The organism is Rhizobium sp. BT-226, assembly GCF_025847085.2.
Classification (GTDB): Bacteria; Pseudomonadota; Alphaproteobacteria; order Rhizobiales; family Rhizobiaceae; genus Rhizobium; species Rhizobium sophorae.
On sequence record NZ_JAOYTI010000001.1, the window covers coordinates 1,229,484 to 1,245,436 of the forward strand.

At 61.9% G+C, this 15,953-nt stretch carries 18 protein-coding genes and 1 tRNA gene; 7 read left to right on the forward strand and 12 right to left on the reverse strand.

What is annotated here, in order from left to right; all coding sequences use genetic code 11:
* Positions 1 to 147: 147 nt before the first annotated feature.
* Genes OIU37_RS06295 through OIU37_RS06305 form a run of 3 tightly spaced genes read right to left on the reverse strand, consistent with a single transcriptional unit; the run spans position 148 to position 2,262 of the window.
* The gene (locus OIU37_RS06295; protein ID WP_011652680.1) at positions 148 to 546 is read right to left on the reverse strand and encodes a Fur family transcriptional regulator; all 399 of its coding nucleotides are present in this window, start codon (positions 544 to 546) and stop codon (positions 148 to 150) included.
* On the reverse strand, positions 543 to 1,358 hold the full coding sequence (gene znuB / locus OIU37_RS06300) for a zinc ABC transporter permease subunit ZnuB (RefSeq protein ID WP_171603954.1): 816 nt from the start codon (positions 1,356 to 1,358) through the stop codon (positions 543 to 545). Before znuB ends, OIU37_RS06295 begins: the two co-directional genes overlap by 4 nt.
* On the reverse strand, positions 1,351 to 2,262 hold the full coding sequence (locus tag OIU37_RS06305; protein ID WP_182209446.1) for a metal ABC transporter ATP-binding protein: 912 nt from the start codon (positions 2,260 to 2,262) through the stop codon (positions 1,351 to 1,353). The genes znuB and OIU37_RS06305 overlap by 8 nt, the downstream gene beginning before the upstream one ends.
* A gap of 102 nt (positions 2,263 to 2,364) precedes the next feature.
* Between OIU37_RS06305 and znuA the strand changes: the two genes are divergently transcribed.
* From znuA to OIU37_RS06320, 3 genes are all read left to right on the forward strand, one after another.
* Positions 2,365 to 3,429, forward strand: a complete 1,065-nt coding sequence (gene znuA, locus OIU37_RS06310) for a zinc ABC transporter substrate-binding protein ZnuA (RefSeq protein ID WP_182209447.1) — start codon at positions 2,365 to 2,367, stop codon at positions 3,427 to 3,429.
* A 113-nt stretch (positions 3,430 to 3,542) separates the two neighbouring features.
* Positions 3,543 to 4,748: a zinc metallochaperone GTPase ZigA gene (gene zigA, locus OIU37_RS06315; RefSeq protein ID WP_180694650.1), complete on the forward strand. Its 1,206-nt coding sequence runs from the start codon at positions 3,543 to 3,545 to the stop codon at positions 4,746 to 4,748.
* The gene (locus OIU37_RS06320) at positions 4,745 to 4,924 is read left to right on the forward strand and encodes a hypothetical protein (RefSeq protein ID WP_246812981.1); all 180 of its coding nucleotides are present in this window, start codon (positions 4,745 to 4,747) and stop codon (positions 4,922 to 4,924) included. Before zigA ends, OIU37_RS06320 begins: the two co-directional genes overlap by 4 nt.
* 113 nt (positions 4,925 to 5,037) lie before the next feature.
* Here OIU37_RS06320 and OIU37_RS06325 read toward each other — a convergent pair whose 3' ends face one another.
* Complete coding sequence (locus OIU37_RS06325; protein WP_180694649.1) at positions 5,038 to 5,364, reverse strand: RcnB family protein; 327 nt, start codon at positions 5,362 to 5,364, stop codon at positions 5,038 to 5,040.
* A 433-nt stretch (positions 5,365 to 5,797) separates the two neighbouring features.
* Between OIU37_RS06325 and OIU37_RS06330 the strand changes: the two genes are divergently transcribed.
* Together OIU37_RS06330 and OIU37_RS06335 are read left to right on the forward strand one after the other, a co-directional pair.
* A complete protein-coding gene (locus tag OIU37_RS06330) occupies positions 5,798 to 6,181 on the forward strand; it encodes a VOC family protein (protein ID WP_180694648.1) in 384 nt (127 codons plus the stop codon).
* Between the two features lie 242 nt (positions 6,182 to 6,423).
* Positions 6,424 to 7,755 carry a hemolysin family protein gene (locus OIU37_RS06335; protein WP_180694647.1) on the forward strand — a complete coding sequence of 444 codons (1,332 nt, stop codon included), beginning with the start codon at positions 6,424 to 6,426 and terminating at the stop codon, positions 7,753 to 7,755.
* Here the strand turns inward: OIU37_RS06335 and chrA are convergent.
* Positions 7,752 to 9,173, reverse strand: a complete 1,422-nt coding sequence (gene chrA, locus OIU37_RS06340; RefSeq protein ID WP_180694646.1) for a chromate efflux transporter — start codon at positions 9,171 to 9,173, stop codon at positions 7,752 to 7,754. The genes OIU37_RS06335 and chrA overlap by 4 nt on opposite strands.
* 1 nt (position 9,174) lies before the next feature.
* Entirely contained in the window at positions 9,175 to 9,990 is an 816-nt protein-coding gene (locus OIU37_RS06345; protein WP_180694645.1) for a sulfurtransferase/chromate resistance protein, read from the reverse strand.
* 374 nt (positions 9,991 to 10,364) lie between these two features.
* On the opposite strand from OIU37_RS06345, the gene OIU37_RS06350 reads away from it, so the two are divergent.
* Positions 10,365 to 10,673: a hypothetical protein gene (locus OIU37_RS06350; RefSeq protein WP_128401574.1), complete on the forward strand. Its 309-nt coding sequence runs from the start codon at positions 10,365 to 10,367 to the stop codon at positions 10,671 to 10,673.
* A 218-nt stretch (positions 10,674 to 10,891) separates the two neighbouring features.
* Here the strand turns inward: OIU37_RS06350 and OIU37_RS06355 are convergent, their stop codons facing one another.
* The 6 genes from OIU37_RS06355 to OIU37_RS06380 form a co-directional block, all read right to left on the reverse strand.
* On the reverse strand, positions 10,892 to 11,194 hold the full coding sequence (locus tag OIU37_RS06355) for a hypothetical protein (protein WP_028740913.1): 303 nt from the start codon (positions 11,192 to 11,194) through the stop codon (positions 10,892 to 10,894).
* Positions 11,195 to 11,370: 176 nt separating this feature from the next.
* Positions 11,371 to 11,667 (reverse strand): hypothetical protein, encoded by a 297-nt coding sequence (locus OIU37_RS06360; RefSeq protein WP_171603965.1) that lies wholly within the window; start codon positions 11,665 to 11,667, stop codon positions 11,371 to 11,373.
* Between the two features lie 152 nt (positions 11,668 to 11,819).
* Positions 11,820 to 11,895, reverse strand: a tRNA-Lys gene (locus OIU37_RS06365).
* A 204-nt stretch (positions 11,896 to 12,099) separates the two neighbouring features.
* Complete coding sequence (locus tag OIU37_RS06370; RefSeq protein ID WP_171603966.1) at positions 12,100 to 13,011, reverse strand: PhzF family phenazine biosynthesis protein; 912 nt, start codon at positions 13,009 to 13,011, stop codon at positions 12,100 to 12,102.
* Positions 13,012 to 13,495: 484 nt separating this feature from the next.
* Positions 13,496 to 14,266 carry an NUDIX domain-containing protein gene (locus OIU37_RS06375; protein WP_180694644.1) on the reverse strand — a complete coding sequence of 257 codons (771 nt, stop codon included), beginning with the start codon at positions 14,264 to 14,266 and terminating at the stop codon, positions 13,496 to 13,498.
* A gap of 8 nt (positions 14,267 to 14,274) precedes the next feature.
* Entirely contained in the window at positions 14,275 to 15,384 is a 1,110-nt protein-coding gene (locus OIU37_RS06380; protein WP_180694643.1) for an endonuclease/exonuclease/phosphatase family protein, read from the reverse strand.
* A gap of 197 nt (positions 15,385 to 15,581) precedes the next feature.
* Between OIU37_RS06380 and OIU37_RS06385 the strand changes: the two genes are divergently transcribed.
* A complete protein-coding gene (locus OIU37_RS06385; RefSeq protein WP_180694642.1) occupies positions 15,582 to 15,944 on the forward strand; it encodes a DUF4189 domain-containing protein in 363 nt (120 codons plus the stop codon).
* Positions 15,945 to 15,953 lie beyond the last annotated feature (9 nt).

The window sequence follows — 15,953 nt, forward strand, 5'->3', positions numbered from 1 at the left end:
TTCTCAGGTAAAGATAGCGGAATGCAATATCGTAAGAACTGGAAGACGCCGAAGAAAAGGCGGAACAACCAAATCGGCACCCACGACTTTGATGACGACACTCCTTTCGGTGAGCGCGAGGCGATCGTCTAGCGAATGCGAGGAAGCTTACGCCGCGCAGGCCTCGCACAATCCGCGGATCTCGATCGTCGTCTTTTCAGGCTTGAACTTCTGCCCGCGCACCCATTCCATCAGCCGGTGGTCGACCTCGTGGTCGTGGAACTCCGTCACCTGGCCGCAGCTTTCGCAGATCGCGAAGGCGACGATGCCGTGGCTGTGGCAGTCGTCGCCCGGATGGGCGCAGGCGACGAAGGAGTTGATGCTTTCGAGCCGGTGCACCACGCCATATTCGAGCAGCTTCTCCAGCGCCCGGTAGACCTGCAGCGGCGCGCGAAAACCGTGGTCGCGCAGCTTGTCGAGGATGGTATAGGCGCTGAGCGGCCCTTCGGCCTTTTCGAGCACGTCGAAGACCAGCGACTGGTTCTTGGTCAATTGCGGTGTCGTCATGAGCCTTGTCCTTGCATGACCGCGCGGTGGCGCCTGACGGGAAGCAGGCTGAGAATGAAGAGGATCAGTGCCGCGACGACGATCGAGGGGCCGGAGGGCGTGTCGTAGGTGAGCGAGCCGAACAGCCCGCCGACGACGGCCGCCGCCCCGATCAGCGAGGCGAGCACCGCCATGATCTCCGGCGTCGGCGAGAAGCGCCGGGCCGCAGCCGCCGGAATGATCAGCAGCGAGGTAATCAGCATGATGCCGACGATCTTCATGGCAATGGCGATGACGACGGCCATCAGCAGCATGAAGAACAGCCGCGCCCGCTCCGGCTTCAGCCCCTCGGCCTCGGCGAGCTCGGCATTGACGGTCGCAGCCAAGAGCGGCCGCCAGAGCCAGGCCATTGCCACGAGCACGAACAGCCCGCCGCCCCAGATCAGCGCGATATCGGTGGTGGAAACGGCAAGGATATCGCCGAACAGGAAGGCGATGAGATCGATCCGCACCCAGCTCATGAAGGCGACCATGACGAGGCCGATCGCGAGTGTGGCATGCGAGAGAATGCCGAGCAGCGCATCGGCCGACAGCGCCTGGCGTTTCTGCAGGAAGAGCAGCAGCACCGACACGAGGGCGGCGACGGCGAAGACAGCCAGTGTCAGGTTGAGTTCGAAGAGCAGCGACAATGCGACGCCGAGCAGCGCCGAATGGGCGATCGTATCGCCGAAATAAGCCATGCGCCGCCAGATGATGAAGCAGCCGAGCGGCCCCGTCGTCACCGCCAGGCCGACGCCGGCAAGGATGGCACGCACGAAGAAATCGTCAAACATGGCGCTCTCCCGCTACATGCGCGTGCGGATGGGCATGGTCGGTGTGATCGTGACCATGTTCATGACCGGCATGCCCATGCTCATGCGCGTGATGGCCGTCGTCGGGGTGGCAATGATCGGTCACCGTGCCGTCAGCATGTTGCACCCGACCGTCCGGCAGATGCGTATGATCGTGGTGATGGCTGTAGACGGCCAGCGTCTGCGCCGCCCGGCTGCCGAACAGGCGCACATATTCCGGGCTGCGGCTGACGGATTCAGGCGTGCCGCGGCAGCAGACATGTCCGTTGAGGCAGATGACCGTATCGGTTTCGGCCATGACGACATGCAGGTCGTGCGAGATCAGCAGGATGCCGCAGCCCGTCGCATTGCGGATCGACTTGATGAGGTCGTAGAGGGCGATCTCGCCGGAGAAATCGACACCCTGCACCGGCTCGTCGAGCACTAGCAGATCCGGCTTGCGGGCAATCGCCCGGGCCATCAGCGCCCGCTGGAATTCGCCACCGGAAAGATGCTGCACTTCGGCATCGAGCATGTGAGCGATGCCGGCGGATTCGAGCGCCGAGAGCATGTCGCGCTCCGGCAGCGGGCCGGTCAGCGTCATCAGCCGGCGCACCGAAAGCGGCAGGGTCCAGTCGATCGACAGCTTCTGCGGGACATAGCCGACCTTGAGGCCGGCCCTGCGCTCCACCCTGCCCTCGTCGGGCTTCAACACACCGATCGCCGCCTTGGCGCTGGTCGATTTGCCCGAGCCGTTCGGCCCGATCAGCGTGACGATCTCGCCGCGCGCGACGGAAAAATCGACGCCGCGCACCAGCCAGCGGCCGTTGCGCAGAATGCCGACATCTTCAAGCGAAACCAGCGGTTCGGCCCTGATACCAGCGGAGGTCTTTGCGGGAGAGAGCATCAAATTTTCCGAAAGTGCTGTTGCGTCCTGCTATTGCACACGTTATAGCATAACGCAATTGATGTAATAACATAACGACTGCAATTCAAGCGGAGCATATTGATGAAACGCGCCTTGGGGCCCGCCCTCAAAATCTTGGCCCTCAGAATGCCGGCCCTCGCAATCCCGGTCCTGGCGATCCCCACCCTGCTCTTTTCCGGCGCCATGCAGGCAGCCGATGCGCCCGTCGTCGTCACCTCGATCAAGCCGATCCATTCGCTGGTTTCGGCGATCATGCAGGGTGTCGGCGAACCTGAATTGATCGTCGATGGCGCCGCCTCCCCGCATACTTACAGCATGAAGCCATCGAACGCGCGTGCCCTGCAGGAGGCGAAGGTCGTCTTCTGGGTCGGCCCGAACCTGGAGGCTTTCCTGGAAAAGCCGCTCGAGGCGCTAGGCTCGAACGCCAGCGTCGTCGAGCTCGACAAGGCGCCTGATCTGACCAGGCTGCCCTTCCGCGAAGGCGGCGCCTTCGAGCCGCATGACGACGCCGACCACGACAGCGCCTCCGCCGATGATCATGATCATGATCACGATGCCGCCAAACCCGGACATGATGATGGCCACGCCCATCATGATGATCATGAAGAACATGACCACGGGCACGGCGCCTTCGACACGCACCTCTGGCTCGATCCGATGAATGCGAAGGCGATGGCCGCGGTAATCACCACGACGCTGGTCGCCGCCGATCCCGCCAATGCCCTGACCTACCAGGCCAATGCCAAGGCGCTTGATGATAGGCTGACGGCGCTGGACAAGGAGATTGCCGCCACCGTCGCCCCCGTCAAGGACAAGCCCTTCGTTGTCTTCCATGACGCCTACCAATATTTCGAGCACCGCTACGGCATCCGCGTCGCCGGCTCGATCACCGTCAGTCCGGAAACTATTCCCGGCGCCGAGCGCGTCTCTGAAATCCACCGCAAGGTCGGCGAACTCGGCGCAACCTGCGTCTTTGCCGAACCGCAGTTCGAGCCGCGCCTCGTCAAAGTCGTCACCGAAGGCACGAAAGCCAAGTCAGGCGTGCTCGACCCGGAAGCGGCGACGCTGAAGGCCGGCCCCGATCTCTACTTCACCCTCATGCGCGGCATCGCCGACAGCATGAAGGCTTGCCTCTCCGGCGCATGATTGCCGCGCGGTCTCGCGGAGAGAGCTGAGGCGGAAAGAGGCGGATGACCCCGTTCCGCCTTTTTTCGGCACTCCATATGTAATGATATAACATTAATAGCAATGAGGTTCCCATGGACAACAGGCTTCCGGTCACGGTGCTTTCAGGCTTTCTCGGCGCCGGCAAGACGACGCTGCTCAACCACGTCCTCGCCAATCGCGAGGGCCTGCGTGTCGCCGTCATCGTCAACGACATGAGCGAAGTGAATATCGACGCCACGCTGGTGCGCGACGGCGGCGCCAATCTCTCGCGCACCGAGGAGCAGCTGGTCGAGATGACCAATGGCTGCATCTGCTGCACGCTGCGCGACGACCTGTTGAAGGAGGTCCGCCAGCTCGCCGATCAGGGCCGCTTCGATTACCTCTTGATCGAATCCACAGGCATCGCAGAGCCCCTGCCCGTCGCCACCACCTTCGAATTCCGCGACGAGAACGGCCAAAGCCTTTCCGACGTCGCAAGGCTCGACACCATGGCGACCGTTGTCGACGCCGCCAACCTGCTTTCCGACTACGCCTCAGCCGATTTCCTCGCCGACCGCGGAGAAACGGCCGGCGACGGCGACAACAGAACCATCGTCGACCTGCTGGTCGAGCAGATCGAATTCGCCGACGTCGTGGTGCTGAACAAAATCGGCACGGCAACCAATGATGAGCGCGACGCCGCGCGCAAGATCATCACCGGCCTCAACCCGGATGCAAAGCTGATCGAGGCGGATTTCGGCAAGGTCGCCCTGAAAGACGTGCTCGGCACCGGCCGCTTCGATATCGACAAGGCCGAGACCCATCCGCTCTGGTACAAGGAGCTGCACGGCTTCCGCGATCACGTGCCGGAGACTGAGGAATATGGCATTCGCTCCTTCGTCTATCGCGAGAAGCGGCCCTTCCACCCGGCAAAGCTGCAGGCCTTCCTCGACCGAAGCTGGCCGGGCGTGGTGCGCGCCAAGGGCTTCTTCTGGCTGGCGACCCGCCCGCATCATGTCGGCGAGATCAGCCAGGCGGGCGCGATCGTGCGCACTGGCAAGATGGGTCTCTGGTGGGCAGCCGTACCCCGCGAACAATGGCCTGAGGAACCGGCCTTCATGCGCGCCATCGGCCCCTATCTCGACCCCGTCTGGGGCGACCGCCGCCAGGAAATCGTCTTCATCGGCGCCGATCCCATGGACGAAGCCTGGATCAGAAAGGAACTCGACGCCTGTCTTATCAGGACAGAGGCCTTCGCGCCCGAGCGCTGGCGCGATCTGCCCGATCCTTTCGCCAGCTGGAACAGGCAGGCGGCATGAAGGCGAAGGCAATCAAACGCACTCTCTGCGTCTGTACCGAATGCGAACCACTGCCGCCGATCGAAGGGCTTCATCCGCTTACGCATGAGGAGGATACCGACGCTGAAGTCGGAAGACCAAGAGGTTTTCTCGGCATCATTGCTGAACGGGTCATGCCGTCACGCAGGCAACCCTGAAGCGGGTCATAACCGCCGCCAGTTCAAGAAGAGGAGGAAGGGCGCGAAACGGCTGCGCGCCCTCCCATAGTCAAAAAGGCGGCCGAAGCCGCCCTTCCTGATTTATCGACCGATCAGCGACCGGCAATAATGCTGGAGATGGTGCCGCTGGTGACGCCGATCAGCAGGTAGTCGTTATCGGCCCGCACCCAGCGATAACCGCGCGGCGGGGGCGCCAGCCGGTAGCGGCGGTAGTCGTTGACATCGGAGAACCGGCGACGTTCGCTGGCATTGACGCGGTATCCCCTCTTCCAATGCGACCGGACGACCGTCTTTTTGACCACCACCTTCTTATGCACGACGACAGGCGGACGGCGATGATCGTCGGCGCTGGCCTGGGAAACAACCATCGGGGACAGAAGGAAGGAGGCGGAAAGAAGAGCTGCAAAAATCTTTTTCATGTGGGGTTCCTCGTGTTGGGCGCGTAACCAAACTAGGGCCGAAAAGATGAACCGAAACTGAAGTATAAATTAAACTTTTGTAATGGAATCCAATAGCTACGGGTCCAAGCTTATACTTTAGATTAAACTCATACACGGTGATCGAGGTTTTGGCGCGGCCGGTTGGCTTCGTCCTCTGAATCCCTTCGGCCTCTGCTGCTAATCGCCTAGAAGGTGCGGCCGTGGAGGGTTGTCCTACTGCTGGCGGCAGGCGGCATGCTCTCGATTCGATCTAGTCTCGCCTAAAGGTGCTCAGCGGTTTGGCATAACGAGATACATAAAAAAAATTGAAACGGGCGCATAATCGAGTTTCGATCTTGGGAACAGGAGAATTCTGCATGTCCCGCGAGGGGACGATCAGATCGAGACAACGAAGACCACAATGGAGGAAAACATGCCCGGTATCAGCATGCGCTACATCGTCGACGACGTCGACGCCGCGGTGGAATTCTACACAAGACATCTCGGCTTCTCCGTCGCGCTTCGTCCCGCACCGAGTTTCGCCATCCTGACCAGGGACGGTTTTCGTCTGTTCGTCAGCGGCATGACGGGACCGGGCGGAGCATCTCAAGCAATGCCCGACGGGCGAAAGCCGGAGCCTGGCGGATGGAATCGTATCCAGATTGAGGTCGGAGACCTGGAGGCGAAAGTCACCACGCTGCGCCAGGCCGGTGCGCGCTTCCGCAACGAGATCGTGCAGGGCATCGGCGGCAAGCAGATCCTGCTCGATGATCCGGCCGGAAACCCGATCGAACTCTTCGAAGCGCCCAAGAGGTGAATGGGGCGGCGTCGGTCATGCGGTTCACCAAGCGTTTTACGCTTCGCATCGGTGAACCGCACGCATGATCCCGGTCCCGCGGTTTGCCACGCATTTTTCGGCCAGTATCGCAAATCGACGCAGTATTTCGATTACGGCAGCCCGGCTTCGGCATCTCTCGCCCCAGGACTAGCCGGAACGCCTTGCCACCGGTGTGCGAGCGTGTAGTTTCGGATTCCCATCAATTCGAAGGCAGGGAAAACATGTCCGATTCCGCCGGCGGGCTCTCCGACTATGTTGGGATACTAGCCGTGTTTCTTCTCGTCGCCGCCAATGGCTTCTTCGTTGCCGCCGAATTCGCCCTGGTGTCGGTCAGGCGTAGCCGCGTCGCCGAACTCGCTGCGGCAGGCCGCATGAACGCCTCGGCACTTCAGCGCGCCGTCGACAATCTCGACTCCAACCTTGCAGCCACCCAGCTCGGCATCACCATCTCGTCGCTCGCCCTCGGCTGGGTTGGAGAACCAGCGCTTGCCCACCTGATCGAGCCGCTGCTGTCCTGGCTGCCCGGGCAATGGGCGACGGCGGGCGCGCATACTGTTGCCGTCGTCATCGCCTTCGTCATCATCACAGCCCTGCATATCGTGCTCGGCGAGCTCGCGCCGAAGAGCCTGGCGCTTCAGCGTAGCGAGGCCACTTCGCTTGCCGTAGTGCGTCCGCTCGGTCTGTTCCTGGTGTTGTTCAAGCCGGCGATCTTTGTCCTGAACGGCATGGGCAACATGGTGCTGCGGGGCGTCGGTCTTCGCGCCGGAACCGGCGAATCGTCGTTCCATTCGCCGCAGGAGCTCAAGCTGCTGGTCGCCGAGAGCCAGGAGGCCGGCCTTCTCAACCAGGTGCAGCAGCAGCTCGTCGAGCGGGTGTTCAACATCGGCGACAGACCGATCTCCGACATCATGACCCCGCGTCTCGATATCGAATGGTTCGATGCCGACGACAGCGAGGCCGAAATCCTGAAGACCATCCGCGAATGCAGCCATGAGCAATTGCTGGTCGCCCGCGGCTCGATCGACGAGCCGATCGGCATGGTGTTGAAGAAGGACCTTCTCGACCAGGTTCTCGACGGCGGCAAGATCCGGCCGATGGAGGTGATGAAGCAGCCGTTGGTGCTGCATGAGGGGACCTCGGTCGTCCGCGTGCTCGATAGTTTCAAGGCCTCACCCGTTCGCCTCGCCATCGTCATCGACGAATATGGCAGCCTCGAAGGCATCGTCACCCAGACCGACCTGCTCGAAGCCATCGCCGGCGACCTGCCGGGATCCAACGAAGAACCCGATATCGTCGTCAGGGAAGACGGATCGCTCCTGATCGATGCGATGATGCCGGCCTTCGACGCCTTCGAACGGCTCGGCCTGCGCGATCGTCCGGATGCCGATTTCCATACGCTGGCGGGCTTCGCGCTGCATCAACTCCAGCACATACCCGAAGCCGGCGAAACCTTCGTCTTCGACAACTGGCGCTTCGAAGTTCTCGACATGGACGGCATGCGTATCGACAAGATGCTTGCGACACGCATTCCTGCGGATGGGGCAGAGGCCTAATTCACCGCCAGCGTCCAGAGCATTCCCGCGGCTGCGCAGGCTAGCAGCGTCGCGATCACGGAAGCCTTGAAGCGGAAGATCGCTATCGCCGCAGCGGCAGACAGCGCCATTGCTGCCGGCACGGCCGATTGCAGCACCGGGATATCGAGCCGCAAGCCGCCAAGCTGGACGGTCGCAACCTCGGCAAACAGCGTGTGCAGGGCAAACCAGATAGCGAGGTTGAGGATAACCCCGACCACCGCCGCTGTTATGGCCGACATCGCGCCGGCGAGCGCAATGTTGCCGCGCAGTTTTTCGATGAACGGCGCGCCAAGGAAGATCCAGAGGAAACAGGGCACGAAGGTGACCCAGCTCGTCAATATCGCCGCAAGGGTTGCAGCAAGCATGGGGTTCAACGCTCCCGGATCGCGGTAAGCGCCCATGAAGCCGACGAACTGGACGACCATGATCAGCGGCCCGGGCGTCGTCTCGGCCATGCCGAGACCATCCAGCATCTCGCCGGGTTTCAGCCAGCCGAAATGCTGCACGGCCTCCTGTGCGACATAGGCGAGCACTGCATAGGCCCCGCCGAAGGTGACGACCGCCATTTTGCTGAAGAAAAGGCCGATTTCGGTAAAAACGTTGTCAGCACCGAAGGTTGCATAGAGCACTGCCAGCGGAGCAAGCCAGAGGGCAAGCAGCACGGCCGAGATGCGTAGCGACCAGGCGAGATTCGGGCGCGCATGCACCGGTACGCCTTCGCCGAGCGCCGACTCGGCATCCGACAGCACCGGGCCGCTTCCGGCCTTATGGCCGCCACCCGTCTGAAAGGCGGCAAGCCCGAACCTGCCGCCGAGGAAGCCGGCAATGCCGGCCGCGAGCACGATCAGCGGGAACGGCACATGGAGAAAGAAGATGGCGATGAAGGCCGCAGCCGCGATACCGACCATGACGCGATTCTTGAGCGCACGGCCGCCGATGCGGATGACGGCCTGCACGACGACGGCAAGCACCGCCGCCTTCAGCCCGAAGAACAGGCCGGCGACGATGCCGACATTGCCGTAAGCCGCGTAGATATAGCTAAGACCGAGGATCGACAGGAACCCAGGCAGTACGAAGAGCAGGCCGGCGACGAGACCGCCCACTGTCCGATGCATCAGCCAGCCGATATAGATGGCGAGCTGCTGCGCCTCGGGTCCGGGAAGCAGCATGCAATAATTCAGCGCATGCAGAAAACGATGCTCACCGATCCATCGCTTCTCGTCGACGATGATCCGGTGCATGACGGCAATCTGGCCGGCGGGGCCGCCGAAGCTCAGGGCGGCGACGCGCAGCCACACCCTGAAGGCCTCGCCAAACGAGACGCCGTGATGATGCCCCTCTCCCGCGTCTTCCTCCGCCATTTTGCCGTCGGGCGCATTATCCGTCATCTCGACCATCTCATGCCCTCTTCTTCGGCGCGGGCCAGTTGTGGGTTTCCTCGGTCGCATCGCGGCACCAGCGGAAGAAGGCGTCGTAGAGAAGCATCCCGGCCTCGAGCTGTTCCAGATCGTCGGAATACATCCTGGAGAGGCCGAGCGAGGCGGCCAGCAGGCCTGCCGCCTCGGGCGCGAGATCGAGCCTTGCTGTATCCGCCGCCCTGACGATCCGCGCCAGGCGCAGGAGCGGCTCCGATGCCAGCCCGAACTCCTCGACCATGACATCAAAGGTGCAGAGTTCGCCGCGATGGCTCCAGAACACGTCATCGATATCGAAGGGCACCGCCCCGAAGCGCTCGCTGACGGCTAAAACCTCAGGCGCCGGCACGAACAGGAATACGGCGCTCGGATCGACGAAGCGCCGGATCAGCCAGGGACAGGCGATGCGGTCGATCTTCGGTCGCGCCCGCGTCACCCAGACGGTGCGTCCCTCCACGTCGCGGCGCGGCAGCTTCTCCTCGGGCACGACAGGTCCCGCCGCGACCCAGGCTTCGAAGCCGCCTTCGAGACTCTCGGCGTCGATCCCGGCATGGCGCAGGTAGGCGGCGACGCCATGGCTGAGCTTGGCGCCCTTCTGGCAGACCACGACGACGGCATCGGCATCGATGCTGCCCGCCCAGGACCCGACCTCGGCGTGACCCCGCCGGATCGAGCTAGGCACCAGACGGGGATCGAGCGCGAAATCCTCCTCGGTGCGAACGTCTATAATGCAAGGCGCACCGGGGGTTCCGATAAGGCGATTGAGCTTGTCAGGGGAAATTTCGAGAAATGACGGCATGACGCGTCCCTCCGTTGATCGGTTTTACTGGACGCGATTCTTCAGCATGACGCCTCGTGGGGTGATCGCGACCCCATGCAGAAATCATTCGCAAACAGACCCCGTGGTGTCAAGCGCCTTGCGCCATGGCGGCTTGCCGTCCACCGGCGGCCTGCCATCCACGAACGCACCCGATCACCCGGCAGCTCTACCACCGGGTCTCTGCCGGTCGCCCCCGGCAGATGAGGGGTGAACGGCAAAGCCGCGAATGCACGGAGCGCCAGTAAAGCGAGAATAATGCGTAGGAAAAGCCAATCAGCACAAGCGCTTCGGCCCAGAACGGAACAAAATGCCCGCTTCCGCATTCTTCTGTCACCGAAAGAGGAGAAAGTACCATGACGTACGACCCCAATAATGCCAACGACCCGAACCGCCCGCTGAACCCAAATCTGGATCTGCGCACCACGCCGAGCGCGCGCAGCAATAATACCTGGGTTGTCTGGGTCGCTGCATTGGCCGTGATCGCTGTCGCTGCATTCGCCTATTCGCAGTGGAGCACCCCCGGCACATCCCCGGACACGACAGCCTCCACAACCCAATCAGAGCCGGCGCCGGCCAAGCCGATCGCTCCGACTGACAACAGCGCAACGCCTGCACCGGCACCCGCACCGGCCACTCCGCCGGCTGCCCCTGCCCAGCAGTAACCGCTGTTCGGCCGAAAGAAGCCGGCCCAGCCGGCTTCCTTTCTGCCGCGAGATCTTGAAGAATTTTAAGCAAACCCTACTTAAGGGATATCATATCTGTCTCTAACGGCTGACCACGGATGTACTGGCAGCCGTTATCGAGACTGATCGAGGAAGGTCGGTGCGAGTTTCGCCCGGCCTTTTTTCTTGACCCTATTGGAAACGCCGGGATCGGGATATTATTTCGGGATCCTGTTATAGAAGGACTGTGGATCGTACACGCACTCGTAGTCGAGGAGGCAAAGCTTGCCATTGGCATCCCTTACTCTTGCGGTGTCGTACTTGTCGCCGAGATTGCACCTCGCCGGCGGATAGCGGAAGCTGCGGCCGCCAAAGCCCATGCGTACGAAAACCGCCTTGTCCTTGCGGATGATCTGCGCAAGCTCTTCGCAACTGTGATCCCTGGCATTGACCTCCACCGCCTCGACGGCAAGAGCGACGGACGGAAACAACAGTGCGACGGCCAGAACAACGCTTTTCATGGAAACTCCTGAATGTGAGAGAGCGAAGTTAGAGCATCGCACCGCGTGCCGCCAGTGCGGGAACCCTGTGAACTGTACGTCTGAGCACAGCCGCATGCACTTCCCGCTCGATCCCTGTGTCAACAGGAAGCGCCAAGAACGCCATGCGCCCTTTCGGACGCACAAAGCAAAATGCGCTAGGGAAAATTATAAGGCGACGCAGGGTCAAAGACGCAGGCATAATCGAGAATGCACTGCTTTCCCTCGGCATCGCGAAAACTGGTCGTGGTGCGCTTTTCGCCCATGCTGCATTGGGCCGGCGGATAGCGGAAGCTGCGGCCACCGAAACCGATGCGGACAAAAACCTTTTTATTCTGACGGATGATCTGGGCAAGCTCGCCGCAGCTGTGATCGCCTGCTTTGACCTCGATCGGGCCTGCGGCAAAGACCGGCAACGGGAGAGACAAGGCGACGGCAAAAATGATGCTTCTCATGGACCCCTTCCATTTACGAGAGAGGAAATAGAGCGCGAGGATCGACGCGGCTAGGTCTGCGAGGACCTGAACCATTCCGCCCGCTCCGGAATAGTTTTCGGCAGGCCGGAAAATCCGGCCTGAATTCGAAAACATCAATTTTTCAAGAGATTTGGTGGGTGATGTAGGGCTCGAACCTACGACCCGCTGATTAAGAGTCAGCTGCTCTACCAACTGAGCTAATCACCCGTTCGCGCTTGGCTGCGCGGTGTGACGGGGCGTATAAACAGGATCGGCAGGCTTGTCCAGCGCATCGGCGAAATTTCTTTGGTTAATCGCGAAGATTTTTCGGCATGGCTGAAATGCAGCGCATAACCCCGAAAGTCGGAATCAATTTTCGGAGAGGATTATGCGCGGATTCAAAGTGATAGAGCGTCCCTAGCGCTGATCAAATCAAAGGTCGAGCGTGCCGCTGGCCAGCCGCACAGCCTGGCCGCCGATCCGGGCGTTGGAGATCGCCCCGCCGTCGACATCGATATGCAGGTGGATGAAGGACGGCCGGCCCATCTCGACCCCCTGCTCGATCATGATCGGATGATGCCCGTCCGTCAGCCGGTCGAAATGGTGGATCGCGCCGGAGAGTGCGGCCGCCGCCGAGCCGGTAGCCGGGTCTTCGACGATACCCATGCCGCTTGCGAACATGCGCGCATGGAACTTCGCCACGTGGTTGACGCCGCCACGGCAGTACACATAGGCCGAGGCAAGCGCGCCATCGACGAAGGGCACGATTTTTTCCCACAGTTGCGGATCGAATTCCACCCGCTGCGTGGCTCCGACGTCGTGCACCGGAATGAGCAGGAAGGGAACGCCGGCGCTCCAGATCGACGGGACGTGATTTTCGAAGCCGATCTCGGTCACCTTCAGCGATAGCGCATCGGCGATGCCGAGCTTATCGAGCGGCATGGTGGCCGGCTGCGATTTGCGCGGCAGGTCGAATTCGGCAAAGCTCGCCTCTCCCTCTCTCAGCCGCACCGCGCAGCGCACCGGCCCGACATTCTCCTCAAGCACCGAGACGAGATCGCGCGTCGCATCACCATGCGCCCGTTCGGCCAGCGCCACCGCCGTGCCGACCGTCGGATGGCCGGCAAAGGGCAGCTCGCGCCCCGGCGTGAATATCCTCAGCCGTGCCGCATAGGCTGGATTGGTCGAAGGCTGCACGAAGACGGTCTCGGAGAGATTGATCTCCCGGGTGATCGCCTGCATCGCCTCGTCGCTGAGATCGTCTCCGTCGAAGATCACCGCCAGCGGATTGCCCGCAAGCTTTCGATCAGTGAACACGTCATAGACGCTGTAGCTTCGCGCCACATCGGCCTCCTTGAATCGTCATCGCGCCGCCAACCTGCCCGACCACGCGAGCGAGTGCAAGGCGCTAAGTCCGCTAAGAACAACCCATCCCCGGCAGGAGACGCCGGTAGTCTCGGATTTATGCGTGATCGTTAATGAAAATCGATTTTGTTTTTCGGGAGAGCGGCGTTGGAGCGTGTGCGAACGCGCGGCTGTCACAGGAATAGAGAGGGCACGCCGTGTGGCACCCCCCTCTGCCCTGCCGGGCATCTCCCCCACAAGGGTGGAGATTGGCAAGAGGCTTGACCATTGCTCCCTCTCTGAAGGCAGCGACAATCACGATACTTTAGTTGTTTGGGGAAACCTCTGCGCCCAGCCGATCTCCCCACCTGTGGGGGAGATGCCCGGCAGGGCAGAGGGGGGTGTCCCACGGCACGCCGGCGCTCAGGAATCCGGACACGGTGCGTTCGAGAGGCTCACCCCATGGTATCTTGACCTCTATCCCTCACACACCACCTTTGCCGAAATACCACTCAATCACCGGCAGCATGGCGACATTATAGGGATGGGCCGAGGCATCGGCCGAGCGGATCGCCACCGCGCCGGCGATCTCCTTGTCCTCGGCGACCAGCATATGGGCCTCGATCCGCTTCACCATCTCGTCCGCCGTCATGTCGAAGCGGAAGAGCCGCATGAGCGTTACCGTGCGCCTGGAATAACTGGCGTAGAGCCCCTGCCCCGCCACCGCGTGGGCCAGATCCAATCCGGTTTCCTCATGGACCTCGCGGCGCATATTGGCCTCGATGTCGCAACGCCCGTCGACGATATCCTCCGGCTCCAGCGAACCGGCGGCGAAATAGACCTGGCCGGGATTGGCGGTATGGGCGCCCATGCGGATCGCCACCAACGCCCCATCGGCGCTTTCGAGCACCGGATAGGCGAAGATGTGCAAGCCGCCCTGGCGCTGCGGCTGGCGGCGCCACCACATGAAAGCGGAAAAGGGAGTGACGTAACCCTCGCCCGAAATCCCGTCTTCACCGAGCGATATCTGCTGCTGGAACACCAGGCGCCCATCGAAGAGCGCCGGGTTGGCGGCCGTTTCCTTGGCCCAGTTCTCGCGGATCGCCGCTTCCTCGGCAAGGACGAAGGGATGGGTTCCGGGCAGGACGCGCAGATCGACGCCGGCGATCGGGAAGACGGTGGCCTCAGGCGGCCAGCCGGCGAAATCATCGGAAAAATCGCTGTTCGGAAAATTCACGTTCAAATTGGTTTTCATGTTCGCTCTCAAGGGAGATCCAGTGTCATGACGACGGGGCAGTGATCGGACGCCTTCGGCCTGTCCCAGCCGGTGCGCGGATAACGCTCCACCTCCTGCCCCGGCGGGAAGATGGTGCGGTAGGGCTGGCCGCTGCGGATGATTTCGGGCAGGCGGCCGGCATTATGGGCGGCAAGTGCTGGCGAAAGCCAGAGATAGTCGAGTTGGCAAAGCCACTGCTCCTGCGGCCCGCGCGCGTGATAGAGCGTCCAGCGGTCGAGGGGTTCGCGGCGGCGCACGACATTTTCGGCAAAGCCGTCGCTACTGAAAACGTCGAGCGCGCTTTCGGTCTCGGTCTGATGTTCGAAGCGATAACCGGTGCCCCGGCGGCCGATGACATCGACACGCTCCTGATAATCGTTCATGTCTCCGCAGATGGCGAAGCTCTTCGTACCGGCTTGCTCCGCACCGAAGCGATCCTCGATGATGCGGCGCACGGCGCGCGCCTCGGCTCGGCGGATCGGCATCGTCGATTGCCGCCCGTCCAGCCCGTCGCGCGGATTGCCCATCGACTTGAAATGCACGACGTAGAGCGAAAACGGCCGTCCGCCGACCAGAAGGTCGAGCTCCAGACAGTCGCGCTTGAAGATCTTGTCGTCGATGCGGTTGGTGAGCGCCAGCTCCTCATTGAACAGATCGAGATCGCGATAGGTCGTCATCGCATGGCTTCTAATATCCCTGAGTTCGATCTTCTGGCCGTCGCGCGTTTCCTCGCGCATCAGCACGGCAACATCAATGCCGCGGCTGTCATTGCCCTCGACCAGGTATTTCTGCCGGTAGCCGTTTCCGACCATGCGGAAGAGATAACCGTATTCGAAGGCCTGAAGGGCAGCCATGCTGTCGATTTCCTGAAGGCAGAGGATATCGGCGTCAGCGTCGGCGATCGCAAGGGCCGACATCTGCCGCGTGTCATCGGTTGCAGCGATCACCCGCGCCTGCTCGAGCTGCTGGTACACACCCTCGCTCGACACTTGGAAAAGCTTGATGACGCGATCCTGGCGCAGCTGGTTTCGGAAGCCGGTGAAATCGAAACGGGTGAGAAGATTTTCGACATTGAAGGTGGCGAGGCGAAGCGACATGGGAAGGATCCGGTTGCGGACAGTACCTTATCCGGCAATAGCCGCGGGAAAAGATGGCAGGCCAAGAAATATGCGAATAATCACTCCTCTTGGAGCCCCAGAGGCGATTGCTTGTGACTTGGGCCGCAGACATTCCGCCGCAAGCCTCGGATAGTTCTCCGTAGAGGACAATCGTCGTTCCGGCGCGGGGGCATTTCATGAAGCGGGTTCTTGCATCGTTTGCGGTTCTGACGTCCCTCGCCGGCGCGGCCCTTGCCGACACCTACGGCGCCATTGCCTACTCGCCGTCGACCCGCGCCATCGGCTGGTCCTATGCTTATGACAATCGCGGCGACGCCGAAACCGTTGCCCGGCGCAATTGCGACAGCAGCGCCAACGATTGTCGCATCGCTATCTGGTTCCGAAACGGCTGCGGCGCGGTGGCCGTCGGCCATCGCAGCGGCTGGGGCTCCGGCTGGGCTTATGATGGCCGCGAGGCCCAGCGCCAGGCGATCCGCAGCTGCAGAAAGCAAACCGGCAACTGCCGTGTCATCCGCTGGCAATTTTCGGAGAGCGAATGACACTGGCGT

Excerpts from the sequence above, each read along its gene's own strand:
- OIU37_RS06295 (WP_011652680.1), bottom strand. The coding sequence starts at position 546 with ATGACGACACCGCAATTGACCAAGAACCAGTCGCTGGTCTTCGACGTG.
- znuB (WP_171603954.1), bottom strand. The coding sequence starts at position 1,358 with ATGTTTGACGATTTCTTCGTGCGTGCCATCCTTGCCGGCGTCGGCCTG.
- OIU37_RS06305 (WP_182209446.1), bottom strand. The coding sequence starts at position 2,262 with ATGCTCTCTCCCGCAAAGACCTCCGCTGGTATCAGGGCCGAACCGCTG.
- znuA (WP_182209447.1), top strand. The coding sequence starts at position 2,365 with ATGAAACGCGCCTTGGGGCCCGCCCTCAAAATCTTGGCCCTCAGAATG.
- zigA (WP_180694650.1), top strand. The coding sequence starts at position 3,543 with ATGGACAACAGGCTTCCGGTCACGGTGCTTTCAGGCTTTCTCGGCGCC.
- OIU37_RS06320 (WP_246812981.1), top strand. The coding sequence starts at position 4,745 with ATGAAGGCGAAGGCAATCAAACGCACTCTCTGCGTCTGTACCGAATGC.
- OIU37_RS06325 (WP_180694649.1), bottom strand. The coding sequence starts at position 5,364 with ATGAAAAAGATTTTTGCAGCTCTTCTTTCCGCCTCCTTCCTTCTGTCC.
- OIU37_RS06330 (WP_180694648.1), top strand. The coding sequence starts at position 5,798 with ATGCCCGGTATCAGCATGCGCTACATCGTCGACGACGTCGACGCCGCG.
- OIU37_RS06335 (WP_180694647.1), top strand. The coding sequence starts at position 6,424 with ATGTCCGATTCCGCCGGCGGGCTCTCCGACTATGTTGGGATACTAGCC.
- chrA (WP_180694646.1), bottom strand. The coding sequence starts at position 9,173 with ATGGTCGAGATGACGGATAATGCGCCCGACGGCAAAATGGCGGAGGAA.
- OIU37_RS06345 (WP_180694645.1), bottom strand. The coding sequence starts at position 9,990 with ATGCCGTCATTTCTCGAAATTTCCCCTGACAAGCTCAATCGCCTTATC.
- OIU37_RS06350 (WP_128401574.1), top strand. The coding sequence starts at position 10,365 with ATGACGTACGACCCCAATAATGCCAACGACCCGAACCGCCCGCTGAAC.
- OIU37_RS06355 (WP_028740913.1), bottom strand. The coding sequence starts at position 11,194 with ATGAAAAGCGTTGTTCTGGCCGTCGCACTGTTGTTTCCGTCCGTCGCT.
- OIU37_RS06360 (WP_171603965.1), bottom strand. The coding sequence starts at position 11,667 with ATGAGAAGCATCATTTTTGCCGTCGCCTTGTCTCTCCCGTTGCCGGTC.
- OIU37_RS06375 (WP_180694644.1), bottom strand. The coding sequence starts at position 14,266 with ATGAAAACCAATTTGAACGTGAATTTTCCGAACAGCGATTTTTCCGAT.
- OIU37_RS06380 (WP_180694643.1), bottom strand. The coding sequence starts at position 15,384 with ATGTCGCTTCGCCTCGCCACCTTCAATGTCGAAAATCTTCTCACCCGT.
- OIU37_RS06385 (WP_180694642.1), top strand. The coding sequence starts at position 15,582 with ATGAAGCGGGTTCTTGCATCGTTTGCGGTTCTGACGTCCCTCGCCGGC.